At 74.6% G+C, this 25,195-nt stretch carries 21 protein-coding genes; 5 read left to right on the forward strand and 16 right to left on the reverse strand.

Features of this window, described 5'->3' with window-relative positions; all coding sequences use genetic code 11:
• Positions 1–5 precede the first annotated feature (5 nt).
• The 7 genes from IPJ95_16295 to IPJ95_16325 are packed head-to-tail and all read right to left on the reverse strand — an operon-like array spanning position 6 to position 8,297.
• The gene (locus IPJ95_16295) at positions 6–344 is read right to left on the reverse strand and encodes a PilZ domain-containing protein (protein MBK7925157.1); all 339 of its coding nucleotides are present in this window, start codon (positions 342–344) and stop codon (positions 6–8) included.
• A complete protein-coding gene (locus IPJ95_16300) occupies positions 341–1,126 on the reverse strand; it encodes an amidohydrolase family protein (GenBank protein ID MBK7925158.1) in 786 nt (261 codons plus the stop codon). Before IPJ95_16300 ends, IPJ95_16295 begins: the two co-directional genes overlap by 4 nt.
• Positions 1,123–1,917, reverse strand: a complete 795-nt coding sequence (locus IPJ95_16305; protein ID MBK7925159.1) for an amidohydrolase — start codon at positions 1,915–1,917, stop codon at positions 1,123–1,125. The genes IPJ95_16300 and IPJ95_16305 overlap by 4 nt, the downstream gene beginning before the upstream one ends.
• Positions 1,918–1,964: 47 nt before the next feature.
• On the reverse strand, positions 1,965–3,137 hold the full coding sequence (locus IPJ95_16310; protein ID MBK7925160.1) for an aminotransferase class III-fold pyridoxal phosphate-dependent enzyme: 1,173 nt from the start codon (positions 3,135–3,137) through the stop codon (positions 1,965–1,967).
• Entirely contained in the window at positions 3,134–5,875 is a 2,742-nt protein-coding gene (locus IPJ95_16315; protein ID MBK7925161.1) for a heparinase II/III family protein, read from the reverse strand. The genes IPJ95_16310 and IPJ95_16315 overlap by 4 nt, the downstream gene beginning before the upstream one ends.
• On the reverse strand, positions 5,869–6,888 hold the full coding sequence (locus IPJ95_16320) for a hypothetical protein (protein MBK7925162.1): 1,020 nt from the start codon (positions 6,886–6,888) through the stop codon (positions 5,869–5,871). Before IPJ95_16320 ends, IPJ95_16315 begins: the two co-directional genes overlap by 7 nt.
• Positions 6,885–8,297: an ABC transporter substrate-binding protein gene (locus tag IPJ95_16325; protein MBK7925163.1), complete on the reverse strand. Its 1,413-nt coding sequence runs from the start codon at positions 8,295–8,297 to the stop codon at positions 6,885–6,887. Before IPJ95_16325 ends, IPJ95_16320 begins: the two co-directional genes overlap by 4 nt.
• Before the next feature lie 84 nt (positions 8,298–8,381).
• On the opposite strand from IPJ95_16325, the gene IPJ95_16330 reads away from it, so the two are divergent.
• From IPJ95_16330 to IPJ95_16340, 3 genes are all read left to right on the forward strand, one after another.
• Positions 8,382–9,347: an ABC transporter permease gene (locus tag IPJ95_16330; protein MBK7925164.1), complete on the forward strand. Its 966-nt coding sequence runs from the start codon at positions 8,382–8,384 to the stop codon at positions 9,345–9,347.
• Positions 9,337–10,161, forward strand: a complete 825-nt coding sequence (locus IPJ95_16335) for an ABC transporter permease (GenBank protein MBK7925165.1) — start codon at positions 9,337–9,339, stop codon at positions 10,159–10,161. Before IPJ95_16330 ends, IPJ95_16335 begins: the two co-directional genes overlap by 11 nt.
• Positions 10,162–10,232: 71 nt before the next feature.
• Entirely contained in the window at positions 10,233–11,009 is a 777-nt protein-coding gene (locus IPJ95_16340; protein ID MBK7925166.1) for a glycerophosphodiester phosphodiesterase, read from the forward strand.
• Between the two features lie 7 nt (positions 11,010–11,016).
• Here the strand turns inward: IPJ95_16340 and IPJ95_16345 are convergent, their stop codons facing one another.
• Positions 11,017–11,457: a RidA family protein gene (locus tag IPJ95_16345; GenBank protein MBK7925167.1), complete on the reverse strand. Its 441-nt coding sequence runs from the start codon at positions 11,455–11,457 to the stop codon at positions 11,017–11,019.
• Between the two features lie 26 nt (positions 11,458–11,483).
• On the opposite strand from IPJ95_16345, the gene IPJ95_16350 reads away from it, so the two are divergent.
• Positions 11,484–12,827, forward strand: a complete 1,344-nt coding sequence (locus IPJ95_16350) for an aminotransferase class V-fold PLP-dependent enzyme (GenBank protein ID MBK7925168.1) — start codon at positions 11,484–11,486, stop codon at positions 12,825–12,827.
• 3 nt (positions 12,828–12,830) lie between these two features.
• On the opposite strand, the gene IPJ95_16355 is transcribed toward IPJ95_16350, so the two are convergent.
• On the reverse strand, positions 12,831–15,500 hold the full coding sequence (locus IPJ95_16355; protein ID MBK7925169.1) for a hypothetical protein: 2,670 nt from the start codon (positions 15,498–15,500) through the stop codon (positions 12,831–12,833).
• Between IPJ95_16355 and IPJ95_16360 the strand changes: the two genes are divergently transcribed.
• Entirely contained in the window at positions 15,480–16,757 is a 1,278-nt protein-coding gene (locus IPJ95_16360; protein ID MBK7925170.1) for an aromatic ring-hydroxylating dioxygenase subunit alpha, read from the forward strand. The genes IPJ95_16355 and IPJ95_16360 overlap by 21 nt on opposite strands.
• 73 nt (positions 16,758–16,830) lie before the next feature.
• Here the strand turns inward: IPJ95_16360 and IPJ95_16365 are convergent, their stop codons facing one another.
• Genes IPJ95_16365 through IPJ95_16395 form a run of 7 tightly spaced genes read right to left on the reverse strand, consistent with a single transcriptional unit; the run spans position 16,831 to position 25,124 of the window.
• Positions 16,831–18,312, reverse strand: coding sequence for a caspase family protein (locus IPJ95_16365; protein ID MBK7925171.1), 1,482 nt, complete (start codon positions 18,310–18,312; stop codon positions 16,831–16,833).
• A 44-nt stretch (positions 18,313–18,356) separates the two neighbouring features.
• Positions 18,357–19,679 (reverse strand): DUF58 domain-containing protein, encoded by a 1,323-nt coding sequence (locus IPJ95_16370; protein MBK7925172.1) that lies wholly within the window; start codon positions 19,677–19,679, stop codon positions 18,357–18,359.
• Complete coding sequence (locus IPJ95_16375; GenBank protein MBK7925173.1) at positions 19,676–21,589, reverse strand: M1 family metallopeptidase; 1,914 nt, start codon at positions 21,587–21,589, stop codon at positions 19,676–19,678. The genes IPJ95_16370 and IPJ95_16375 overlap by 4 nt, the downstream gene beginning before the upstream one ends.
• On the reverse strand, positions 21,586–22,548 hold the full coding sequence (locus tag IPJ95_16380) for a MoxR family ATPase (GenBank protein MBK7925174.1): 963 nt from the start codon (positions 22,546–22,548) through the stop codon (positions 21,586–21,588). Before IPJ95_16380 ends, IPJ95_16375 begins: the two co-directional genes overlap by 4 nt.
• A complete protein-coding gene (locus IPJ95_16385) occupies positions 22,545–23,750 on the reverse strand; it encodes a hypothetical protein (protein ID MBK7925175.1) in 1,206 nt (401 codons plus the stop codon). The genes IPJ95_16380 and IPJ95_16385 overlap by 4 nt, the downstream gene beginning before the upstream one ends.
• Complete coding sequence (locus IPJ95_16390; GenBank protein ID MBK7925176.1) at positions 23,734–24,357, reverse strand: DUF4129 domain-containing protein; 624 nt, start codon at positions 24,355–24,357, stop codon at positions 23,734–23,736. Before IPJ95_16390 ends, IPJ95_16385 begins: the two co-directional genes overlap by 17 nt.
• On the reverse strand, positions 24,354–25,124 hold the full coding sequence (locus tag IPJ95_16395) for a hypothetical protein (GenBank protein MBK7925177.1): 771 nt from the start codon (positions 25,122–25,124) through the stop codon (positions 24,354–24,356). The genes IPJ95_16390 and IPJ95_16395 overlap by 4 nt, the downstream gene beginning before the upstream one ends.
• Between the last annotated feature and the right edge of the window lie 71 nt (positions 25,125–25,195).

Consider the following 25,195-nt stretch of genomic DNA (forward strand, 5'->3'; position numbering starts at 1 on the left):
CGCGCCTACCAGGCCAGTCCCGTCCGCCGCGGCCGGGCCGGGCCCGCGGGGAGCGTGGAGGCGATGCGGTCGTGCCCGCGATCGAGCCGCACGGCGGCCTCGTCGCCCACCACGCGGAGCACCCGGCCCTCGATCTCGACCGAGCGATCGGCGGGGAAGTGGAGCGTGGCCCGGAGCACGTCGCCGATGGTGACGGCCGGGCGGTCGGCGGTCGCCACCCGGAACCGGAGGCCCTCCGGCGAAAGGTCGAGCACCTCGTAGCTGTGGCCCGGCGTCTCGAGCTTGGGCGCGGGGCGGCCCTGGAACGAGAGGCGCGGCAGGTGCCGTCGGGAAGGTTCGGTCATGCCGGTGGACTCCGCCGGCCCGCCAGCTGGGCCGCGTTGTCGTGGGTGATCGCCGCCCGGTCCGCCGCCGGGAGGGACAGCAGATCAAGCCGCGCCCCCGGCGTCTCCGCCAGGCGCAGCGGCTGCCCGCTGCCGAAAAGGAAGCGTGCGGCGCCCATCGTGGCAAGCAGGAGGGCCAGGTGGTCGTCCGGGGGGCCCCAGACCCAGCTGATGTCCCACCAGATCCGCCCCGCTTCGGCCGGGGTGGATCCGTGATGCACCTCCTCGATGAAGCCCCGGTCGGCGTGGGTGATCACCAGGCGTACCGTGGCGCTGGCCCGGATCCACTGCCGCACGGCCCAGGGCGTGAGCTCGGGGGCCACGTCGAGCGGGTGGCGGCCCCGGCCATCCTCGAGGCGGACGGCCGCGAGGAGGGGAATCCCGGCGCCGCCCGCGGCCTGCACCAGCGCCAGCATTTCCGGCCCCGCGGGGGAGAGCCCCAGGTAGCCCGGATCGGCGCGGACGGCCACCGCCCCGGCCTCTACGGCCGTGGTAAGGTCATCCTCCCAGCCGGGGAGCCCGGGGTGGATGGTGGCCACCGACCGGAAGCGCGGTTCCCGCGCCACCGCCTCGAACAGCCAGCCGTTCCCGGCCGCCGGGTCCTTCCACCAGAATCCGGGCAGGTGCGACACCCAGGCACTCGCGATGCCGGCGCGGTCCATGGCCTCGATCAGGCCCGCGGCCGAGGTACCGGGCACCCGGCGCCAGGGATAGGCGCCGAGGAAGGCGTTCACGTCGATCATGCGAAGGCCCCGGGGGGGAAGATGCGCTGCGCATTGCCGCCGCAGACCAGCGCCACGTCCGCGGGGGGAAGGCGCCGCTCGAGGTACCGCAGTTTGGCCCAGCCGGTGCACAGGGTCACGTCGGCGCCCCAGACCAGGCGTTCGGCGCCCACGGCGCGCAGCGCCTCGTCGAGCATGCCGCCGTCCACCCCGCTGCCGGACAGGTCGAGCAGCACGTTGCGCGCGCCCCGCGCGGCCCGCAGCGTGTGCAGCCAGTCGCCGCCGCCGCCGATGTGCGCCAGGAGGAACCACACTTCCGGATGCCGCGCGGCCAGCCGGCAGAGTTCCACGCCGTCGGAGGCCTCCTGGCCCGGCCACTCGCGCCGGCGGTGCTGCCAGACGTGGTGCAGCACGGGCAGCCGGTGCTCCCGGGCCGCCTGACAGACGGGATCGAGCAGCGGGTCGTCGGCCCGGCGGCTGGCCGCGAGCTTCACGCCGATCATCCCCTGCCCCGCCCCGGTGGCGATCTCCGCCAGCGCGTGGGTGGTGTGGTTGGGGTTGACCACCACGTACCCCCGCACCCGGGCGGGGTGCGCGGCGGCGAGGTCCCGCAGGCGGAGGTTGGCGAAGGTCACGTCGTCGGGCGACGGGAAGTAGACCGGCGAGGTGTGGCCCCAGCTGCCGAGGATGGAGGCCACGTGCCAGCGGATGCCGATGCGCTCGCCGGCCGCCAGGCGGCTGGCGTTGCGCTCCTGCCAGTCCGCGCGGCCGGCGCGCTCATGGAAGAAGTGCGCGTGCACGTCGATGAGCATGCCGGAATCTGGGGTGGCCCGGGGCGGCGGGCTAGGGCGCCTCCGGTTCAGGTGCCATCGCCCTCGAGGATCCGGCACCCCTCCTCCAATACCGCCAGCGCCTGCGCCACCTCGGCCGGCCCGTGGGCCAGGGACACGAAGTTGTAGGCGTTCCGCTTGAACAGGAGCCCCTGCTCCGCCGCGAACCGCGCCAGCCGGATGCCCGCCTCCTCGCTGGGGTAGGTCAGGGCGCACATCTCGGGCACGCCGATCGGCGGGCCGAGCAGGCCGGGATACCGCGCGGCGAGCCGGGAGAGACCGTCGAGCAGCAGCGTGCCGACCCGTTCGAGGTGTGCGGGCACCTGCTCCCGGGCCGCGACCTCGAGGGTGGCGTCGGCGGCGGCAAGCGCCACCATCTCGGTGGCAAGGGTGGAGGAGATCCAGGTGCGGCGGGCATCCTCCATGACGGGCCGACGTCCGCCCACGGCGGCCAGCGGAAACCCGTTGGCAAGCGCCTTCCCGAAGACCAGCAGGTCCGGGGCACCGCCGTAGCGTGCGGCCGCGCCCCCGATGCCCACGCGGAACCCGGTCTTGATCTCGTCAAAGATGAGGAGCGCCCCGGCGCGGCGGGTCTCCTCGCGGAGCACCTCGAGCCACTCGGGATCGGGCGCGGCCTCGACCACCGGCTCGATCACCACCGCCGCCAGCCGCTCGCCGGCGCGGCGGACCAGGAAGCGGGCCCGCTCGCTGTCGTTGAAGGGCAGTTCACCGAGGAGGCCGGCCACGGCGCCCGGCACTCCGGGCGTGCCGGCGGGCTGGCACCAGTCGAGCCAGCCGTGGTAGCCGCAGCGCAGGATCGCCTCCCGCCCGGTGTGGGCCCGCGCCAGCCGCACGGCGGCCGCCACCGCCTCCGCGCCGGTCTTGAGGAACCGGGTTCGCTCCATGCCCGGCACCAGCGCCGCCAGCCGCTCGGCCACCCGTTCCTCGAGTTCCGGCGGCAGCGAACCGACCACCCCGGCATCGATGGCGGCATGCGCGGCGCGCGCCACCGCGGGGTGCCCATAGCCGAGCCCGACCGCCCCCAGCGCCATGACGAGGTCCAGGTACTCCCGGCCCTCGGCGTCCCACAGGCGGGCGCCCGCGCTGCGCGTGAACCTGACGGGCAGCCCGCGCGGCGCGGCGGGGCCGAACAGCGCGTCCGGCCGCTTGCTGCCGGTCGAGGTGAATCCGGGGATCCTCACGCGAGGTCCACCGTGCCGAAGCGGGCGGGGTCCTGCCGGTCGCCCCGCAGGTAGGCCCAGCCGCCGCCACCCGACCAGACCAGCTGCCCCTGGCGCCGCTCCCGGCCCTCCGCCATTTCATTGACGATCAGGTCGAAGCGCGCGGGCCCGGCGTTGGCGCCGGGCGGCCAGCCGGCCGCCGCGAGGCCCAGTGTCAGGCAGTAGCCCGTCGCGGTGCGGCGCCAGGCGCCGCGCACCGCCGTGGCGTCCCCCGCGAGGCCCTGCACCACGCGGACGCCGAGCCCGGGGCCGCCTGGGTCGGGCGCCACCAGCCAGCCGTGCACCTCGCCCTGGGGCGGCTGCAGGTAGAGCTGCATCCCGTCGGCATGGATCAGGTCGGGCTCGTTGTCGAGGAGGAGCGGCGGCGCGGCGGCGGAGCGGAAGACCGGCCGGGGGTGATCGACCTCGACCGCCACGAACAGCTCCCGCTCGTCCCAGCCGAGCCAGGCGCGCGCCGCCAGCGCCTCCGGCCCCGGGTACGGCTCCTCCGTCCGCCGGTACTGGTCATCATGGTCGAGGTGCAGCGGGGCCTCGGTCACGAAGCCGGCCAGGGTGCCGTCGAGCGCCGGTGGCTGCGCCAGGTGATAGGCCACGGCCGCGGCGGGCACATCCCGCGTGCTGTCGCGCACCGCGGCCGTGAGCTCGATCCGCGGCAGCGCGCGGCGCAGCCCGCGAAGCGGGTGGGCCACCGCGCCGTCGCGCACCTCCCACCCCTCGCTGGTCTGCTGGTGGGTGGTCTCGCCCGCCGCCGTCTCGACCACGATCTCCGAGGGCGCCACGCGCAGGCCGGTGAGCGCCGGCCCCTCCCACGCGAGCACCGACACGAAGCGCACATAGCGCCCGGTGCGGCGCAGCAGGAGCATGGCGCGCCCGGCGGCCTCGCCGGGACGTCCGGGCACCTGGGCGCGCAGGAGCTCGCCGCCGCCCTCGAAGCAGCCCTCCAGGGTGGCGCCCCCCTGGGTGGCGCGCCAGCGGATGGGCCCGGCGGCCGCGGGCACGAAGCGCTCGGCGCCGCCGACCCACGGCTCGTCGAGCCGCGCGGCCTCCCAGGTCCCCGGCGAAGACAGCTCGACCGTGCCGTCGAGGTGCCAGGGAAGCTCCACCAGGTGTTCCTGCTCGTCAGCGAACTCGACCACGTCCACCAGGTGGGCCGGGCCCGCGACGACGGTGCGGGTGAGCCGCCCGAACCGCCCCCGCACCCAGCCCCAGGGATCGCGCGGCTCGAACATCTCGGCGCGGGCGCTTTCCATGGGCTGGTCGGCACCATCGATCCGCGGGGCGTTGTGGGCGAGGGTGGAGCGATACCAGTGCAGCACCGGATCGACGTATGAGCCGGTGCCCGGGTCGGCGAGCCAGTGCACGCCGCCGGCGTGGAGGGTGAGGTGCAGGCGATCGGGATGGCCGTGCCCGCCGCCGTACTCGCCGCACTCCAGGCTGGCGTAGCGGCCCGCGCCGCGCAGCACGGCGAGCCCCTGCTCGGGCAGCAGCGTGCTCCCAGGCTGCCACCCGGGGCCCTCCGGCAGCTCCGGGGCCATGGTGGCGAGCATCCACCAGGACAGCGACGCGCGGGTGCGGGCGGCCGGGACCGGATCCCCGGCCTCGTGCAGGTAGCTGTCGAAGGTCTCGGCGGGCGGCGCCGGCAGCGCGTACAGCGAGCGCAGCGCCCCCGCCAGCTCCACGGCGGCCTCCGCGGCCCCGGCCTCCGCCAGCCGCGCCAGGCCCCGCTCCCAGAGCTCGAGATACATCGGCTGGGCCAGCGAGAGGCCGAAGCGCGCGTCCTTCCGGGCGGGGACCCGCAGGTCGGGGAGCGCGGTGAGCAGCGGGGCGCGGAGCGCCGCGGCCAGGCGGTCGCGCCCGGCGTCCGCCTCGAACAGGTCCACCCCGGCCAGCCGGGCCCAGTCGGCCCCGACCAGCAGCCCGCGCAGCGCAAAGAGGTGGTAGTTCTCCCCCTCATACCACATGCCGTCCGCGCCGAAGCCGTCCACCAGGTGCCCCACCAGTCCGCGCGGCCCCTCGATGGCGCGCTGCACCAGGTCCTCGTCCTCGAACCACACCCCCGCGGCGGCCAGCGCGGCGTTGTGCCACGTCTGGCGGTTGGACAGCCGCTCGTCGAACTCTCCGATCAGGTTGGCCGACTCCTCGATGGTGGCATGCACCGCCGCGAGCGCCGCGTCCTCGAGCGCGCCCTGCTCCCGGAGCAGGAACGCCGCCGCGACGTAGTTCGTCAGCCACACCGACTCGAGGTAGGTGGAGAAGAACAGGCGCGAGGGACCGAGGACGTTGTCGCGATTGGGATAGTCGTGGTACCGCTCCGCATACTCCGTCACCGCGTCGGCGGCCCAGCCGAGCAGCTCGCCATCCCCCGCGAGGGTGCCGACGCAGGCGGCGGTGGCGAGGCGTTCGGCGCGCCACAGGTGGGCCAGCCAGGCCCAGCGGCGGTCGTGCCGCGGGCCCCGGTGGACCACCCCGCAGCCGGGGCAGCGATGCCCGTCGGGCGACCAGGGATCGAAGACCAGCGGCCGGTGGTCGGAGGGGCAGACGCCACCGTCGGCGCTCAGCATCCCCTTGCTCCGCGGCAGGGCCGGCGCCCGTTCCGCCACCCTCGCCGCGGCCGCCATCAGCTGGTCGCGCAGCGCGGTCAGGTCGGGGGAGCCCTCGATCGCGGCGCGGCGCGCCTCGATCTCATCGTACGTCAGCATGTCTCGACTCCGGCACTGGTCCACCGGACCGGGAGGAGCGTAACCCCCTGCGCCGCGGCCGCGCGGCGTCCCGGTTCCGGGTCATCACCCATGAGGAAGAACATCGAGCCACCGGCGCCGGCACCGGCCGCCTTGCCCCCGATCGCGCCGGCGTCGCGCATGCCCTGCTCCAGCGCGGCCATCTCCGGGGTGCACATCCCCGCGTCGAGCGCCTGCTGCGCCGCCCAGTTGGCGCTGAGGAGCGCGCCGACCTGCGCCAGGTCGCCCGCGGTGAGCGCCGCGGCCATCCGCTCCGCGATCTCGCGGAGACGGTGGAGCGCGCCGGCGACGGTCCGGTCGCCGGCGGCATACGCCGCCATCACCCGGGCGATGGTCTCACCCGAGACACGGGAGCGCCCGGTGTAGCAGAGGACGAGGCGGCGCTCCAGGTCGGCGGCGGCCGCCGCCGGCACCGCGAGCGGCGTCACCTCCACGGCGTCCGCCTGGAACGCCAGCCGGTGGAATCCGCCCAGGGCCGCCGCGTACTGGTCCTGGCGCCCGCCGGGCAGGCCGGCCTCCACCGCCTCGAGATGCCACCCTTCATGCGCGATCGCGGCGGCGGCCAACCGCTCGCCGCGGGCCTGCGAGAGGACCGCGACCATCGCCACGTCGAGGGCGCCGGAGCTGCCGAGGCCCGACCCGGGCGGCACGGGGGAGCGCGTGCGCAGCGTGCCCGGCCCGGGCGGGAGCATGCGGACCGCGGCCTTGTGCAGGTCGAGCACCCCGTCGGCGGTGAGTTCGCCCGCGTGCCGGACCATCGCTGCCTGACGAGTGTCCTCCGACCGCAGCAGCAGCCCCCCGCGGCCGGGTTCGAACTCGGCCTCGACCCGGAGGTCGATCGCGGCGTTCACCACCACCCCACCCTCGCGGGTGGCGAAGGGCGGCACGTCGGTCCATCCGCCCGCGAAGTCGAGCCGGACCGGGGCGCTGGCCCGCACCGTGGGCGGCAGCATCCGGGCGGTGCCATCCGTCATGGCGCCACGCTCCAGCGGGTCACGCTCGCCAGCTCGCCCCGGAGCCCGAGCTCGACCCCACGGACCCGCCGGTTCACGCCCTGCAACCCACGGGCATGATAGATGAACGCGACCGGCGCCGCCTCGCGGAACAGCCGGAGCAGCGCCGCGGTGTCAGTGGGGGCGTCGAGGCCCGACAGGGCGGCGAGCGGCTGCAGGTACCCGAGCCCCAGGTCACCGGTGGTGCCCACGACCGCGGCGTCGAAGTCGTGCCGGGCGCCGTAGACCCGGTCCAGGTAGGTGGAGAGGTCGAGCTGCCGGATGCGCGCCGTGATGCCCCGTGCCGCGAGCTGGGCCTGGATCATCTGCTCCAGCGCCGCCTCCCCGGAGCCCACCGTCAGCAGCTCGAAGGCGAGGCCGGACGCCATGCCCGCGGGCGCGGACGGTGGTGCCACGGGTGCCGGCGCCAGTTCGGGGGGCAGCGGACCGGTCGCCGCGCTTCCGTAGCCGTAGGTGAAGCCGTCGACGAGCGCCGCGCGGTCGAGCGCCGCCGACACGATGTGGCGGGCGGCGGCCGCGGCGAAGGGGGCCCGGCGGGCGTTGAACACGATGCCGGTGGTCAGCAGCAGCGGGTAGTCGCGCACGGCGAGCGCGGGGTCGCGCGCCACGAAGGCGGCATGCGCGGGCTGGATGCCGGCGAAGTCGAGTTCTCCCGAGGTGAGCGCGGCGAGCTTGGTCATCGGCTCGTCCACCACGGCGAGCACCAGGCGGGTGAGCACCGGGGGCCCGCCCAGCGCGGCGGGAAAGTCGGGATTCCGCGCAAAGACCCAGCGGCGGTTGGGTTCGTGCGCCACGAAGCGGAACGGGCCGTTCCCCACTGGCGCCTCCTGCCACGCCGCCTGGCGGAGCCGTGCCGGCGGCACGGTGTCGAGGAGGTGGCGCGGCAGGATGGCCAGGTCGGTGAGCACGTCGGGGATCGTCCCCGGCGCGGCCGAGAACTGGAGCACCAGCGTGGTGTCGTCGGGCGCGGTGGCCGCCACGAGCGTGGCGAGGTCGGTCCGGCGCGGGTAGGCAATGGCCGGATCGCGGGCGCGCTCGAGGGTCCACGCCGCGTCGGCGGCGGTGGTGGGCCGGCCGTCATGCCATCGCGGCGCCCCCGGAAGGAACAGGGTCAGCCGCCGGCCGCCCTCGCTCCAGGCCCAGCGGCGGGCAAGGTACGGTTCGATGGCCAGGCTCGAGTCGCGGCGCACCAGCGTGGTCAGGAGCACGTACCGCTGCACCTGCCGGGCGAGCGGGTGCACCGTGAAGAGCGGGTTGATGCTCTGCAGGTCCGCGCCCGAGGCGAACAGCACCGTGCTGCCCCGGCGGGTGGCGTCGGGGGCACAGGCCGCGAGCAGCAGGGGGAGCAGCGCGAGGGCACGGCGAAGCATGCCGAAAGGTGCGGCGCGCCCGCCGGAAAGCAAACGCCCCCGGGCGGCTGGCGGGGACCCCGGGCCGGGGCCACATTCCGCCGCATGCTCGTCCTGCTCGCGCGCCGGCTGGCCATCGGCGGCCTGATCGTGCTGGGCGTGGTCGCCCTCACCTTCCTCCTGCTGCACCTGGCGCCGGGCGATCCCGCCGCGCTCCTGAGCGGTCCCGCCGCGACCCCGGAGCAGGTGGCCGCCACCCGGACGGCGCTGGGGCTCGACCGGCCGCTGCCGGTCCAGTTCGGCGAGTGGCTGTCCCGCGCCGCGCGAGGCGACTGGGGTCGGAGCCTCGCCACCGGCCGGCCGGTGGCGCGCATGCTGGGCGAGGCGTGGCCCGCCACCGCCCTGCTCGTGGCCCTCTCCCTGGCCCTGAGCTACCTCGGCGGGATCGCCATCGGCCTGTGGCAGGCCCGGAGCGGGCCCCGGACGGACACCGCACTCACGCTGGCGAGCGTCACGCTGTTCGCGATGCCGGGCTACTGGCTCGGCGTGATGCTGGTGTGGCTCGCCACCTACCACTGGCGCCTGCTCCCCGCCTTCGGCGCGGCCGGCCTCGACGCGGACTTCCTCCCGCCGGGCGCCGCCCTGGTGGACCGCCTGCGGCACCTCGCCCTGCCGCTCCTCACCCTCACCCTGATCGGCGCGGGCGGGGCCGCGCGCTTTGTGCGCGGCGCCCTCCTCGACGTCCGGGACGAGCCCTTCGTGCTGGCGGCCGAGGCCCGCGGCCTGGCCCCCACCCGCCTTCTGCTGCGGCACCTGCTCCGCAACGCCCTCGGTCCGGTGGTCACGCTGCTCGGCCTCTCGCTGCCGGCGCTCTTCTCCGGGGCGGTGTTCGTGGAGGGGATCTTTGCCTGGCCGGGCGTGGGGCGGGTGCTCATCAGTGCCGTGCAGGCGCGCGACTACCCGGTGGTCATGGCCGGCGCGACGGTGAGCGCACTGCTCGTGGTGGCCGGCAACCTGCTGGCCGACCTGCTCCGTGCGTGGGTGGACCCACGCCTCCGCCATGCCCGCTGACACTCGCGCCCGTATCGGGCTCGCGGTCCTGGGGGTGATGGTCCTGCTCGCCCTGGGCGCGCCGCTGGTGACGGGCTACGACCCCATCGCCCAGACCGACGTGGTCCGCACCCGCTTCGCGGCCCCGTTCGCCCACGACGGCCTCGGGGGCTTCCACCTCCTGGGCACCGACCGGCTGGGGCGCGACGTCTGGAGCCGCCTGGTGTACGGCGCGCGGATCTCGCTCGCCACCGGCGTGCTGGCCACGGTGCTCTCGGTGGCGATCGGCGTGGGGGTGGGCCTCGGCGCCGCGGTGCTGCGGGGACCGGCCCGCGGCGCGCTCCTCGCGCTCACGGACTTCGCCCTGGCGCTGCCCCGCGTGGTGCTCCTGCTGCTGCTGGCGGCGCTCTGGTCGCCGAGCGCGGCGCTGGTGGTGGTCGTGCTGGGACTCACCGGGTGGATGAGCGTGGCGCGGCTGGTCTACGGCGAGGCGGAGACGCTGCGGGCCCGCCCCTTCGTGCGCTCGGCGGAGGCGCTGGGCCAGGGCCGGCTGCGCATCGCGCTGCTCCACGTGCTGCCCAACGCCTGGACCCCGGTCACGGTCGCGGCCGCGCTCGGCGTCGGCAACGCCATCACCCTCGAGGCGGGGCTGTCCTTCCTGGGCCTCGGCGCCCAGCCGCCGCTCCCCAGTTGGGGAGGCATGATCGCCTCGGGCCGTGACACCCTGGTGAATGCGCCCTGGGTCGCCGTGGCGCCGGGCGTGGCCCTGGTGCTGGTGGTGATCGCCTCGACCCTCATCGGCGACGCACTGCGGGACCGGCTCGACCGCCGCTGACCCTGCCGGCGCACTTCCGGCGCGGGGCGATGCACGTTGCGCGAACGGTCGCGAGGGCAGTACGCTCCGGCATGACCCTGCTGCTCGACCGGTCCGCCCGGCCGGTCATCGGCCACCGCGGCGCCGCGGCGTACGCGCCGGAGAACACCCTCGAGAGCTTCCGCCTGGCCCTCGCGCAGGGCGCCGAGGCGCTGGAGTTCGACATCCGCCGCTCCCGCGACGGCGTGGCGATGGTCTTTCATGACCCCACCCTCGACCGCACCACCGACCGGAGCGGCCCCGTGGCGGCCCTGACCTGCGCGGAGCTGCAGCAGGTCGACGCCGGCCATCGGTTCGTGGATGCCGATGGCGCCACCCCGTGGCGGGGCCAGGGCGTGCGCATCCCGACCCTGGCCGAGGTCCTCGCGGCCTTTCCGGACACGCCGCTGCTGATCGAGATCAAGGAGCGCGAGGTGCAGGAGGCGGCGGCGCGCGCGCTCCTCGAGGGGGGGGCGGCGGGGCGTGCGGTGGTGGCGGGCGATGACTGGCGGGCGCTGGTGGCCTTCGGCACCGCGCCGTTCCAGCTCGGCGCGAGCCGGCGGGACATCGCGCGGGTGTTCTTCGGCCTCGGCGCCCCCGACCCGCGCTGCCGGCTCTTTGCGGTGCCGGAGCGGTACCATGGGCTGACCATCCCGAGCCGGCGGTTTGTCCGGCGGGCGGCCGCGCGGCACGCGACCGTGCACGTCTGGACGGTGGACGACGCGCGGAGCGCGCTCCGGCTGTGGCGCCACGGCGCCAACGGCATGGTCAGCAATCGCCCCGACGTGATCCGCGCGGCGCGCGACGCGATGGCGGCCGGCCGGCTCTAGGACCCGCTCAGCTCCCCGCGGTGGCGAAGCACTCGATCTCCACCTGGGCCCCGAGCGCGAGGCCGCTGCCCGCCACGGTGGAACGGGCCGGCGGCGCCGCAGGGAAGTACGTGGCGTACACCTCGTTCATCGCGGCATAGTCAGCGATGTCGGCCAGGAAGACCGTGCACTTGACCACCCGGTCCATGGTGCTGCCGGCGGCCTGGAGGATGACGCGGATGTTCTCCAGCGTCTGCCGGGTCTCGGCGGCCACCCCGCCGGGCACGACCTCGCGGGTCCCGATCCGGTTCCCGATCTGCCCGGAGAGATAGATGATGTTGCCCACCCGCACCGCGGGCGAGAACGGCAGGCCGGCCACCGCGCCGGGCACCGGGAGCACCTCCTTCTCCTGCGCGGCCAGTGCCGGGGCCACGCAGCCCGCCAGGAGCGCCACTTCGATCCATCGCATGCAATCCTCCGACCGCTGATGGTGACATGACCCTGTTCGACCGCGCCGCGCTGGCCCACCTCGACCGGGCCCTGGCCCGCCTCGAGACGGGCTTCCGCGACCTGCCCCCCGCCGCCACCCCGGACGATCCGCGGATCGCCGCGGTGCTCGACGAGGTGGCCGACCGCCTGCACGACAACTTCCCCTACCCGCACCCGCTGTACGCGGGCCAGATGCTCACCCCGCCGCACCGGATGGCGCGGCTGGCCTACATGCTGGCGCTCCATCTCAACCCCAACAATCACGCCCTCGATGGCGGCCGCGCCAGCTCCCGGATGGAGCGGGAGTCGGTCGCGACGCTGGCCACCCTGCTGGGCTGGACCGAGCACCTCGGTCACCTGACCAGTGGGGGTACCATGGCGAACCTCGAGGCGCTGTGGGTCGCCGGGCAGTGCCGCCCGGGCGAGCGGATCGTGGCCTCCGCGCAGGCGCACTACACCCACCAGCGCATCTCGGCGGTCCTGGGCCTTCCGTTCTCGACCGTCGCGGCCGATCGCGCCGGGCGCATGGACCTCGAGGCCCTGCGCGCCCTGCTCGACACGGGGCCGGTCGGCACCGTGGTGGCCACGCTCGGCACCACCGCCGTCGGCGCGGTGGATCCCCTGCCCGGCCTGCTGGCGCTGCAGCACGAGGCGGGGTTCCGGATCCACGTCGACGCGGCGTACGGGGGCTACTTCGGGCTGGCAGACAACCTCGCCCCCGCGGCGCGGGCCGCCTTCGACGTCATCGGCGCCGCGGACAGCGTGGTGATCGACCCGCACAAGCACGGCCTGCAGCCCTATGGTTGTGGCGCCGTGCTGTTCCGTGACCCGTCGGTGGGCCGGTTCTACCGGCACGATTCCCCCTACACCTACTTCAGTTCGGCGGAGCTGCACCTGGGGGAGATCAGCCTGGAGTGCTCACGCGCCGGGGCGGCGGCCGTGGCGCTGTGGGCCACCCAGCGGCTGCTCCCGCCGGTGCCCGGCGGCGAATTCGCCGGGCGACTGGCCACGAGCCGGGCCGCGGCGCTCGCGCTGCACGGCCGGCTGGCCGCGGACCCGCGCGTCCTCGCCGGGCTGGTGCCCGAGCTCGATATCGTGGTGTGGACCCCACGGGCCGCCGGCGTCGCGGCGGCGAGCGCCCGGTCCCGGCGCATCTTCGAGGAGGCGGCGCGCCGCGACCTGCACCTGGCGCTGGCGGAGCTCCCGCCCGACCTCGTGGACCCGGCGGGGGAACTCGTCCGCGACCGCCCCACCCTCACCTGCCTGCGATCCGTGCTCATGAAGCCGGAGCACCTGGCGTGGCTGCCGGCGCTGTGGGAGCGCCTCAGCGCGGCCACCGACGCGACCTGACCCTCAGACCGGGCTTACCCGGAAGGACCACACCTCGCCGGCCCCCACCTCGAAGCGCAGCTCGGCGCCATCGCAGGCCATCGGCGCGAGCGTGGTCTCGTCGGCCCGGACCCGCGTCACCCGCGCCGGGGGGGCGGCCCAGCGCCACGCGCCCTCCGTGGCCTCGCCGCGCAGGTTGGCGCACCGCAGGATGTACCCCATCCCATCCTCGGCCGGCTTCATGGCGGTGAACACCAGCCCCTCGCCCAGCAGCGCGACCGGGCGCGCGTCGATCAGGGGCACGTCGGTGGCGCAGTAGTCCCGCACGAAGACGGCCAGCGGAGGCACGAAGGCATCCTCCCACCACCGCTCCAGCCGCTCCGGCGCGCGCAGGTCATCCTCCGTCATCGCGGCCAGTCCCAGCTCGATCACCTCGACGCCCTCGCACTGCGCTCCGGGCGTCGGGGTCGGCCAGCCCGCGTGGCCCCGTCGCGTGGCCAGGTCGTCGCGGGACAGCTCCCCCACCGCGCGGAGCAGGGTCACGAGCAGGTCGCCCCGGGCGGTCCACTCGTACTCGAAGAACCCCGGCGCGAAGACGGCGAGCCCCCGTGCGCCCTGGGCCGCCGCCACCCAGCGGTGCGCGGGCGCCGTGGCCACCGGCGTCTCGGCCGGGTACCGCCCCGGGTGGCGGCCCGGCGCGGGGCGGCCCACGGTGCCGAACTGCGCCCCGGCCACGATGCCGGTCCGTGCCAGCCCGGTAGGGAAGCGCAGCCGCAGGCGATGATCGCGGGCCCGGTTGTCCAGTGTGAGGCGCACCCGGAGCACGGGCGAATCTCCCACCGCCTCCACCCGGAACTGGGCCTCCACCCGGCCCGGCCGGCCCCGCGGTCCGCGCCCCGCCTGCAGCGCCACGGCCCATTCGAGCCCGGCGACGAACGGCCCCGGCGCGGAGACGCGGACGCGCATGGCGCGCGCGGGGCGGCGCACCCGGTCCCCGCGCACCGGGCAGAAGGTGTAGGTGTCCCCGCGATCCAGTTCGCTCTCGAGCGCCAGCAGGCCCGGGAGGGCGGCGGGCGCGCCTGGCGCCTGCAGCACGGCCGTCCCGTCATCGTCGAGGGCCAGCTCCGCCCGCCCGTTCCAGAGCAGCCGCCCCTGCGCCTGGGCAAAGGCCTCGAGTGCCAGACCGTCCCCCGGCATCATGGACACCAGCCGCCCGGCCAGCGGTTCCAGCGCCTCCGGGAGCGGGAAGGCCACGCGGACCGCGTCCACTTCATCCTGGTCCGGGTAGTGGCGCGGGGCATCCACCCGGTCCGGCCGCACCCGCCGCTCCAGCACCTGCGGCGCCACCCGGAGCACGCTGCCATCGGCGGCCGTCCAGCCGAACTGGAAGGCGGGAAGGCCCCGCCCTCGTCGCGGTGTGCGTCCGCCGGGTGGGCCCACCAGTACGTCGCGCCGGAAGCCGGTGACCTCCGCCAGCACCACGCCATGCCGCGCCCGGGCGGCGGGATTCCACAACACCAGCATCGGCTCGGTGGGGGCGCCCTCGCGGGCCCGGTCGGCGTCATGCCCGGCCAGGCGGTGCAGCGTCATCGTCACCACCTCATGCGCCGCGCGTTCGGCATCCTCGAACCGGGTGGTCATCGCCCGGGCCACCGGATCGGCGCAGCATCCGCCGATGGCGTCGTGGAAGTGACACTGCAGGACCTCGCGCCAGGCGTGGCGCAGCACCGCCGCCTCGCCGGGGTGCGGCGCAAGCGAGGCGAGCGGCTCGGCCAGGCGCGTGAGCAGCAGCTCGACCAGGCTGTTGCGCCGCTTGAGCGGGGCGCGCGTGGCATGGACCCCCTGGAGGGTCCAGGTGTAGCCGTACGACCACCGCAGCTCGCCGGCCAGCAGGGGGAGGTCGCCGAGGTCGCCGCGCGCGGCGCGGAAGAAGCTGGCGAGGCTGCTGGAGCGGAATTCGACGGACGCGTCGACCGCCGCCAGCCGGGAGGCGAGCCCGCCGAGTTCCGGGTCGGGCGCGTGGTGATCGGCTCCGACGAAGACCGCCACATGCCGCGTGGCCGCCCGGGGCAGCACCCGCGCGCGCACCGCGGCCCACGCCGCCGCGAGGGCGTCCCCGGCCACCAGCAGGCTGGCGCCGATCTCGTAGCCTTCCGGCGGCAGGTGATACACCAGCACCCGCCGCCCATCCGGCCCCTCCCACCAGGCGAGGTCGCCGCCGCGGGTCTGCTCGGGCGAGAGCCCGCGCCACAGCACCGCGTCGGTCAGGCCCGCCTCCGCCGCGAGCGCGGGCAGCACCGCCGGGTGCCCGAAGGCGTCCGGGGAGTACAGCACACCGTGCTCCGGCGCGCCCAGCGCGCGCAGGTGCATCCGGCCCGCCAACAGGTTGCGCAGCAGCGATTCGGCGGCGGGAATCTGCTCGTCGGCCAGCACGTACCACGGGCCGGTGCCGAGGCGGCCCGCCTGCACCAGCGCCGCCACGCGCTCCCGCTGCTCGGGGCGGATGGTGAGGTAGTCCTCGAGCAGGATGGTCTGGCCGTCGAGCAGGAAGGAAGCGACGCGGGGGTCGGTCTCGAGCTGGGCCAGGAGCCCGTCGAGCATCGGTACCAGGCGGGCGCGGAGCGCCCCGAGCGGCAGGTACCACTCGCGGTCCCAGTGCGTGTGCGCGATGAGATGCACGACGGGTCGGGGCATCGGGGGAATCCTAGCCGGGCCGGGGGAGGGCCGCGACCCTTCCGCGCCCCCGGGCGCGGTGCCAGATTTCCGCCTCCCTCATTGCCGCAGGTGGACCCGGTGACCACGACCGTCTGGAAGCCTCGAGAACTCCCCACCCACGGGCAGACCACCCTGCCGCGCCGCTACTTCACGGCGCCCGAGATCCTCGCCGAGGAAGTCGAGCGGCTGTTCACCCGGCAGTGGCTCTGCATCGATCGCGAGGAACGGATCGCGAAGCCGGGCGACTACTTCCTGCACGAGTTCGCGGGCGAGAGCATCATCATCCTGCGCGACCAGGGCGGCACCGTCCGCGCCTTCTACAACGTGTGCCGCCACCGCGGCAGCAAGCTCTGCGAGGAGCACCAGGGCCAGCTGTCCGAGACCCTGCAGTGCCCCTACCACGCCTGGACCTACGGGCTCGACGGCCGCCTGATCGGCGCCCCCGCCACCCACGACCTCGAGGGCTTCCGCAAGCAGGACTGGCCGCTCAAGCCGGTGGCGGTGCACCTCTGGGAGGGATTCATCTTCCTCAACCTGGCCGCCGACCCGGTGCCCTTCGAGGAGTCCCACGCGCCACTGCTCACCCGGTTCACCCGGTTCAACCTGCCGTCGCTCAAGGTGGGTCGCACCATCGCGTACGACGTCCACGCCAACTGGAAGCTGGTGGTGCAGAACTACAGCGAGTGCTACCACTGCCCGCTGGTGCACCCGACCCTCACCAAGCGCACCCCGCCCACCCTGGGCGAGAACGACCTGGTCGAGGGCCCCTTCCTCGGCGGGTACATGATCCTCGCCGACGACGCAAAGAGCATGACCATGAGCGGGCGGGTCTGCGGCCTGCCCGTGGATCCCGGGCTCCCGGTGGAGGACCATGACCGGGTGTACTACTACAGCATCATGCCCAACATGCTGCTCTCGCTGCACCCCGACTACGTGATGTTCCACGTGCTGTGGCCCGTGGCGCCGGACCGGACGACGATCTTCTGCCACTGGCTCTTCAACGAGGCGTCGCTCCAGCCGGGCGCCTTCGACATCGAGGACGGCGTCCGGTTCTGGGACATGACCAACCGCGAGGACTGGCACGTCTGCGAACTCAGCCAGGCCGGCGTCACCAGCCGCGCCTACACCCCGGGCCCCTACAGCCGCCGCGAGACCATCTCCGCCGCCTTCGACCGGGACTACCTCCAGGCGATGGGCCACCCGATCCACACGATCTTCCCGAACCAGGCCGGCTGACCGCGCCCTCCCGGAGACGCCACGGGCGGGCCCTCGCGGGCCCGCCCGTCGCGTTGTGGCCCCCGCCCGCTGCCTAGCGCAGCGATCCCAGGAAGCGCGCGATCGACTCGTTGGCGCGGGCGCCTTCGACCGCGGGGTTCTGCGACGACTCCTTGAACTCGATCGCCAGCCGGTTGGCCTCCGGGGCCATCTGGGTCATCAGCTGCGAGAAGGTCAGGTCGGGCCCGCTCTGGATCAGCGCCTGGTACAGCAGGATGGTGAACAAGCCCACCCGCGCCGTCTCGCCGTTCTGCAGCCGCAGCATGTAGTTCGCCGAGGTCTCCGTGGGCTGCGCCGCGGCCAGGAGGATGTGATTGGCCGGCTGGGCATACTCACTGCCCACCCCGCGGGTGTTGCCGGTGGTCACGTAGGTGGATGGCGTCTCCACCTGCGCCGCGATGTCCCGGTACCGCGCAAAGCGCGTCGCCGGCACCGCGCCCGGACCCGCCACCCGGAACCGGCTGGCCACCGCCGGGGCCGCGGCGCCGAGGGCCTCCTCCCAGGTGCGGGCGGTCGCCGGGCCGCCCCGGGTGCCGGTCCCCGCGTGGCACATGTCGAGCGCAATCAGCACCCGGCCCGCGCGGAGCTCGGCGGTGAGCACGCCCAGCTCGTCGTCGAGGAGGTAACCGTAGAGGTCGCCCTGGGTGCCCCAGGTGGCGATCGCCTCGTCCTTGTCGTCGGGTTCGGGGTCGTCGGCGCCGGTGTAGCCGCGGTTGTCCGGCAGCTGCATGCCATGCCCCGAATAGTGGAACACCGCCACGCCGTTGGGGCCGGCCTGCCCCAGGTGCCGGCGGAACGCCTCGATGATCTGGTCGCGGTTGGCCTCGACGTCGCGCAGGATCACGACGTCCTGCGCCCGGAAGCCGTACCGCTCCACCAGCAGCTGGCGCATGAGCATCACGTCATTGGTGGGCCCGCCCACCAGGTCGCTCTCCTCGCCGGGGTAGTCATCGGCCGCCACCAGCAGGGCGTAGCGCCCGTTGGGGTCGCCGCCGCCGGGGTAGAGCCGCGCGTAGTCGATGCTGGTGACCGAGCCCTGCGACTTCGTGGCCAGGGTGTAGGCGCCGCGGGAGGTGGGCTGGGTGCCGATCACGTAGAGCGTGTAGGTACCGTCCACCGGGAGCTTGAGCTCCAGGGTCACCGCGCCCGCGGCCGGCTTCACCTCGCCCAAGTACTTGAGCTCGGTGCCCTGCTGCAGGAAGATCGCGAGCGTCACCTCGTACGGTGCCTTCAGCGTGAAGGCGGCCAGCTCGTTGCGGGCGCCCTGGTAGGTCCACTGGTCGACCACCCAGCCGTTCTGCAGCTGCCCATCCCCCGCACCGAGCTCGCCGGGGAGGAACTGGTTGGGCCGGATGAGCGGCGTGGAGGTGAAGGCCCGCTCGCTCGGATTGCCCCGCGCGGCCCGGGCCTGCGCCGCCACCAGTCGCCGCAGCGACGGCTGGCCCTGGGCCGCGGCCGGTTCGGCCGCCAGCAGGAGCATCAGGGACCCAAGGCCCCCCATCACGACCGCACGCATGTCTCCCCCTTCAAGTGGTTGATCCCGTCCGCCTCGAGTGCCTGCTAGATCACACCCCGGCGCTTGAGCCGGTTGTACTGCTCGACTACCGCCCCGCTGGCCCCTGCCGGCGGGACGTCCAGCACCAGGATGCCCCGGCCCCGCATCTCGGCCAGCGCGGCCGCGCGGGAGAGCAGCAGTTCCTCGGCCGCGGCCCGCTCGAACGCCGCGGCGGTGGTGGCCGGCCGGGCGGTGGCCAGGCGCTCGAGCCCCGGCTCCCGGAGCGTCACCGCCAGCGGCACGTGGCGCGGCCGGAGCGTCCCCACCTGCGCCACCAGCGCCTCGCTCGCCGTCCGGTCGATCACGTCGGTGAAGAGCACGGTGAGCGCCCGCTTCCGGTTGTGGGCCGCCAGGTACGCGAAGGCCGCCGGGTAGTTCGGTTCCACCAGCCGCCCCTCGACCCCCGCCAGCCCATCCAGCACCGCCCGGAGCGCCCGCCGCCCCCGGGCCGGCGCCACCCACTGCTGGACCGTGTCGGCGAACACCAGCAGGCCGACGTTGTCATCGTGCTCCACCGCGCTGTGGGCCAGGTGCAGCGCCGCCTCGATCACCGATTCCAGCCGGGAGCGGCCGTCCACCTCGGCCGTCAGCATCCGCCCCGCGTCGATCACGATCAGCACCTGCTGCCGCCGCTCGTCCTCGTACTGGCGGGCCATGACCTTGCCCCGCCGCGCCGTGGCCTTCCAGTCGATGGTCCGGGTGTCCTCCCCCGGAACCCATTCCTTGAGGCTCTCGAACATCCGCCCCTCGCCGATCCGGCGGATGTTGCGGAACCCGGCCTCGCGGCGCCGTTGCGCCTGGGTGGGTAGTGAGCGCAAGGACGCGCCGACCAGGTTGGGATACACAACCACCTGCCAGGGCCGCTCCAGCCGCAGCTGCCGCCAGCACAGGCCGAGGGGGCCCCGGAGCCGCAGGTGGATCCGGCCCCCCGCCCCCCGGCCCCGCTGGCTGGGGTGGAGCAGCACCTCCTCACGCTGGCTCCCCGCCGCCGGGAGCTCCAGGCGGCGCTCCACCGTCGGCGGCGTGAGCAGGGCCGGGTACTCCTCCCGGATCCGGAGGGTGACCCGCCAGGGCAGCGGGTGGGCCCAGCGGTAGCCGACCGGGAGGGCCCGGCCCACTGAGAACGCGGGCGGCGCCTCCCGTTCCACGGTGAGGCTCGCGGGTTCGAGGGCGGCCAGCCGCCACCCATCGCTCAGCAGGAGCAGGAGCCAGGTCGCGTCGAGCGCCAGGAGCACGACGGCCGCGGGTGGCCAGGCCAGGGCCACCGGCCACAGCAGGGCCAGCCCCGCCGCGCCGAGATACCAGCGGCGGTCCGGCAGGTAGATCATCGCGGCCAGCGGTTGTCGGTCCGGTCCCGGTCGGGGAATCGCGCCCCCGGGTCCAGGGTCACGGCGGTGATGCGCCGACCGCCGAAGTCGAGCGTGACCGGCCGGCTGCGCCGGCCGTCGAACCAGGTCTCGACCGGCCAGGTCACCGTCACGGTGTCGCCCCGGAGCACCGCGTTGCGGGGCAGCCGCGGCGAGGGTCCCCCCGGGGCCAGGGTGGCGGCGAGCACGATCGGCGCGGGCATCTCCCCCCGCTGACGCACCGTGACCTCCCAGGCGCGGCCGCGCTCCACGACCCGCTCGATGCCGCCATCCACCGATTCGGTGGTGAAGAGCCAGCTGTACCAGAACCAGTCGAGGTTGCGGCCGAGCTCGCGGTTCATGGCGAACATGAAGTCCCAGGGCGAGGGATGCCGGAAGCGCCAGTCGGCGGCGTAGGCCTTCATGGCCCGGGCCACCGCGCTGTCCCCCACGAGCGCGCCGAGCATGGAGAGCATCATCGGCGCCTTGGAGTAGGTCACGTAGGTCGTGAGCGGACCGCCGTAGTTGTTGTCCCACATCATCGGCGCCTGGCTTTCGTTCCCCGCCAGGGCGCCGGCACGGCCGCCGAGGCTGTCGAGCACGGGGGGACGCCCCTCGTGGGCCGCCTCGGAGAGGACGTTCATGTACTCGTTGAATCCCTCGTCCATCCAGCCGTACCAGGTCTCGTTGTTGCTGACCATCATCGGCCACCACTGGTGCCCGATCTCGTGGTCCGTCACCCCGAAGCCCGGTCCGCTCATGGTGAGCATCGGGTACTCCATGCCATTCTCGGGGCCATCCACCTGGGTGAACTGGGGGAAGGCGTAGGGGAACCACAGCGTCGAGTAGAACTCGAGCGCGTGCCGGGCGAGCGCCCCGGTCTGCCGGTAGCGGGTGTTCTCCGGCAGGTAGAGGACATGCACGGGGATCGGCCCGCGCCCCGGGATCGTGGCGCGGGTGGCGTCCCACACGAAGTCGGCCGAGGCGGCCCAGGCAAAGTCGTTCACCGTGTCGGCCACGAAGCGCCACACCAGGCGGCTGCCGCCGCGGGTCGCCTTGCTGGGCCCCCGCTCGCCCTCGCCCACGATGGTCCGCTGGCTGTCGCTCTCGAGCACCGAGGCGAGCCGTTCGCGCACCATCGGCGCGAGCACCTCGTCCGGGTTGGTGAGGGTGCCGGTGGCCCCCACCAGGTAGCCGCCGGGAAGGTCGAGGTTCACCTCGAAGCGGCCGAAGTTGTTGTAGAACTCGCTGCCGCCCAGGTGCGGTTCGCGGTCCCAGCCGCGCAGGTCGTCGTAGACCGCCACCTGCGGGTACCACTGCGCCAGCTGGAAGATCCTGAGCCCGCGCCGGCCGCCGCGGGCCGACCCGCGGCCCTGCGGGATGTCGGGGATGTCGCCCGCCCAGTCCACCTCCACGGTGCCGGTGCCGCGGGCGGGGATCGGGTTGGCGAGGGTCAGTCCGAGCACGGTGCTGGCGGCCCATTGGGCCGCCATGCTCTTGACGTCCACTTCCTCACCGTTGGCGTTGAGGCGGTAGAGCACGGTGCCCCCGGTGATCGAGGGGGGCACGCGGCTGCGCGGGGCCCAGGGATTGAAGCGGTTCTGGTACAGCCGCAGGACCAGCTGCTTGAGCGCGCTGTCCGACGGGTTGTGGATGGTGATCGTCGCGTGGCCGGTCACCCGCCCCGCCACCGCGTCCAGCCGGGCGTCGATCCGGTAGTCGGTGGTGAGCTGCCAGTACCTGGCACCGGGGTGGCCGGTGGAGTCTCGGGTGCCAAGGCGGAGCGCCCGCTCGAAGCTGCGGGTGATCGGCACGGTGCGCCGGATGGCGCGCGGCGGCTCCTGGCCGGCGAGCGGCAGCGCGAGCAACGGGAGCAGCAGCAGGGTCTTCATCGGGGAGCCTCGATCCGTTCTAGGATGGTACGGAGCGCCTGGTCCGGCGTGACGCCCTCGAGTTCGAGTTCCGGCGCCACGGCCACCCGATGCCGGAGCACCGGCGGCGCCAGGGTCTTCACGTCATCCGGCACCACGTAGTCGCGGCCATCGAGCAGCGCGGCGGCCTGGGCCAGCTTGAGCAGGGCCACGCTGGCGCGGGGGCTGGCCCCCAGCGTGAGCGCCGGCGCCTCGCGGGTGGCCCGCACCAGCGCCGTGATGTACCCGACGAGGCTCGGCTCCACCCGCACCGCGCGGGCGGCCGCACGGAGCCGCGCCAGGCCGGCGGCATCGAGCACCTGGGTCACGCCGAAGCTCGCCGGCTCCGCCGCCTCGAAGCCCTCGAGCACCCGGGTGAGCACGCCCTGCTCCGCCGCGGCGTCGGGGTAGGCCAGCAGGCTCTTGATCAGGAACCGGTCCAGCTCCGCTTCCGGCAGCGGGTAGGTGCCCTCGAACTCGATCGGGTTCTGGGTGGCGAACACCGTGAAGCTGGCCGAGAGAGGGTGCGTGGTGCCATCGACGGTCACGTGCCGCTCCTGCATCGCCTCGAGCAGCGCGGCCTGGGTCTTGGCCGGGGCCCGGTTGATCTCGTCGCCCAGCACCAGGTCGGCGAACAACGGCCCCGGGCGGAAGGTGAAGCCGCCGGGCCCGGTGAGCAGGTTCACGCCCGTGATGTCGCTCGGCATCAGGTCGGGGGTGAACTGGATGCGCCGGAAGTCGAGCCCCATGGTCTCGCTGAGCGTGCGGACCAGCAGGGTCTTGGCGGTGCCGGGCGCGCCCTCGAAGAGGACGTGCCCCCGCGCCACCAGCGCGAGCACCGCCTCGCGCAGCACCGCCTCCTGGCCGAGCACCACGCGGCCGAGCTGGGCCAGGAGCTGGTGCGCGACGTCCGCCTGCTGGCGGAGTTCGTCCGGGGTCACGGGCGTAGTTCCTCCCACACATCCTCCACGGCGTTGGCGGCGCGGCGCACCTGGTCGGTGTCGTGTCCGGGCCGGTTGAGTGTCTGCAGGGTGCGCACCGCGTCCCGCGCGCGGGCGGTGCGGACGTGCTGGGCCAGCTGCGCCAGCCAGGCGCCGCGGTCCCCGGTGGGCCGCTGCCCCGCCGGCAGGAGCCGGCGGCGCAGCCCTTCGATGGTCAGCCCGATGGCCACGTCGTGGCCCCGGGCCGCGGCCAGCGCGGTGGCCAGTGCCCGCACATGCTCGAGCGGCGAGCGGCGTCGCCGCACCAGGGTGCTCCGGATGGGGCCGAACCGCACCGCCCCCGCCAGCAGCGCCAGCAGCCCCACCAGCGCGAGCTGCCACAGCCCCCAGCCGAACGGGGAACGGCGGCTCCAGCCGAGCAGCGCGGCCAGGAGCGAGCCACCCTCGCCGTAGCCCTGGTGGGACTCCTCGAAGATCACCCGGTCGTAGCGTCCCACGAAGAGCCCAAGGGCAAAGGGGCCGGCATCGGTGTCGCGCAAGGCCCGGTTGCGGAGCAGCCCCGCGTCCGCCAGCAGCACGACGCTCCGCCCGGTGTCGTCCCGCGTGAGGCGCAGCGCGGCCACCCGGCCGCTGATGGTGGTGAGGAGCGTCTCCGCCCGCGCCATCGGCGGCACGGTGCAGCCGGTGGTCCCGGCGTCGGCGGCGCGGGACGAGTCGGTGACGAAGCCCTCCGAGGTGGAGGCCAGGACCCCGCCCAGCGGAGGAAAGCGCCCCCCCGCCACGGTCACGCTGTCCCCGTCGCGCCAGTCAAGTGCCGCGCCGAAGCACCGCATCACCCGCGCCGCGCCGGGCCCCGCCAGTACCAGGTCCCCGCCCGCCGGACCCTCGGACCACCCGACCAGCTGCTCCAGCTCCGCGCCGGCCATCGGGGCGAGGGGATCGAGCACCAGCAGCGCGGTCGCGGGCGCGGCGGCGGTGTCGGCCCGGAAGTGCCGCAGGGTCCCGCGCTGGCGCCGGACCTCCAGGCCCAGCCGCCCCAGCGCCTGGGCCAGGCCGCTGGTGCCCGCGGGCCCGGTGACGAACGACGAGGCCAGCGGGTTCTCGCCGGTGTCGCGCCGGTCCCGCTGGCCCAGGGCGCCGGCCATGGCCACCAGCATGCCGAGCATGGCCAGGCCGGCCAGCGCCTCAGTGCGCGGGCGCATACCGCTCCGGCGCGGCGGCCACGAGCCACGCACGGTACTCGTCGGGGCCGCACGGCCGCCGCGCAAAGGCGTAGCCGTACAGCGCCCGCACCAGGTCGCGGAAGGCCTCCCGCTCGCCGGTGCCCAGGCCCGCCTCGTAGGTGTACTCGTTGGGGGTCTTGCTCGGATGGAACCGCACCACGCGCCGGGCATCGAGCTCGAGCACCAGCGCCACGAAGTCCGCCTGCATCGCCTCGGCATACGCCCCCCCGGCGGCCAGGCGCCGCGCCTCGGCGCGGTACCAGGCGGCGCCCCGCGCCACGGCGGCGGGCGAGGTCGCGCCGGCGGGCGGCGCCGCGGCGGCGCGGATGGTCTGCACCATCACCCAGGCGGCGTGGGCGAAGATCAGCAGCAGCACCCCGACCAGCGCCCAGAACAGTACCCAGAAGAGGTCGGGGTGCGTCTCCTCGAGCCCCGCGAGCGCCTCACGGAGGGCGTCCCACCAGCGGGCCAGGAAGGCGAACGGATGCGGACGTTGCACCCAGCGGTACTCACCCCCCTGGAACACCGTGTCGAGCACGGCCCGCAGCGCCTCGGGCCCGGCGCCATCCGCCTGGGGCAGGGTCACGCGGGTGAGAGCCCCGAGGCCAGCACCTCGAGGTCGAAGGCCTCCTTGCGCACCCGGAGGTCGTAGTACGCCACGGTCAGCACGCAGTAGAAGAGGGGATAGATCAGCAGCTGGATGAGCGATGCCGCCACCAGCCACCCCAGGGTCGCGGGCGACACCGTGGGCTCGAGCAGCGTCGCGTCGCCCGAGGCGGCGGCGAAACCGCCCAGGGCGATCGTCGGCAGCAGGATCAGCACCAGGACCGTGAGCAGCACCCAGAACAGCTTGCCGCGGAAGCCGCGGGTGAGCGCCCACGACCGGCCCATCGCCGCATTGGCGCTCGGCAGCTCCTCGATGACCAGCGCCGGGGTGGAGAGGGCCAGGCCGGTGAAGAGGATCACGCCGGGAATGATCACGCAGACCAGCCCGATCCCGATCACCAGGCTCATCAGCACCCCGAGCACGATCAGGCGGCCGATGAAGGGGGTGGCCCGGGCGAAGGCGTCGCGCGCCGAAATGGTGCGCCCCATGTAGCTGTCGGAGACCACGAAGGTGGCCGCCGCCGAGGCGATGGCCCCCAGCACGGCATTGAGCAGCAGGTTGAGGAAGTACATCGGCAGGTTGAGCAGCGCCCCGCCGGCCGACTCGATGTACACCGACAGCACCACCGGCAGCGCGCTGGTCACGAGCGTGACCACCAGCAGCGGCAGGAAGAGGCTCCGGTACAGCCCGAAGGCCACATCCAGGATCTCGCCCAGCGAGAGGGGACGGAGAACCGGCGGCGTCATGACGGAGGGCTCCAGGGGTGAATGGTCTAAGATGGCCGCCGTGCCCGGCCTTGGGAAGTCGCGCCGCGTCC

The organism is Gemmatimonadota bacterium (genome assembly GCA_016713785.1).
GTDB lineage: Bacteria > Gemmatimonadota > Gemmatimonadetes > Gemmatimonadales > GWC2-71-9 > JADJOM01.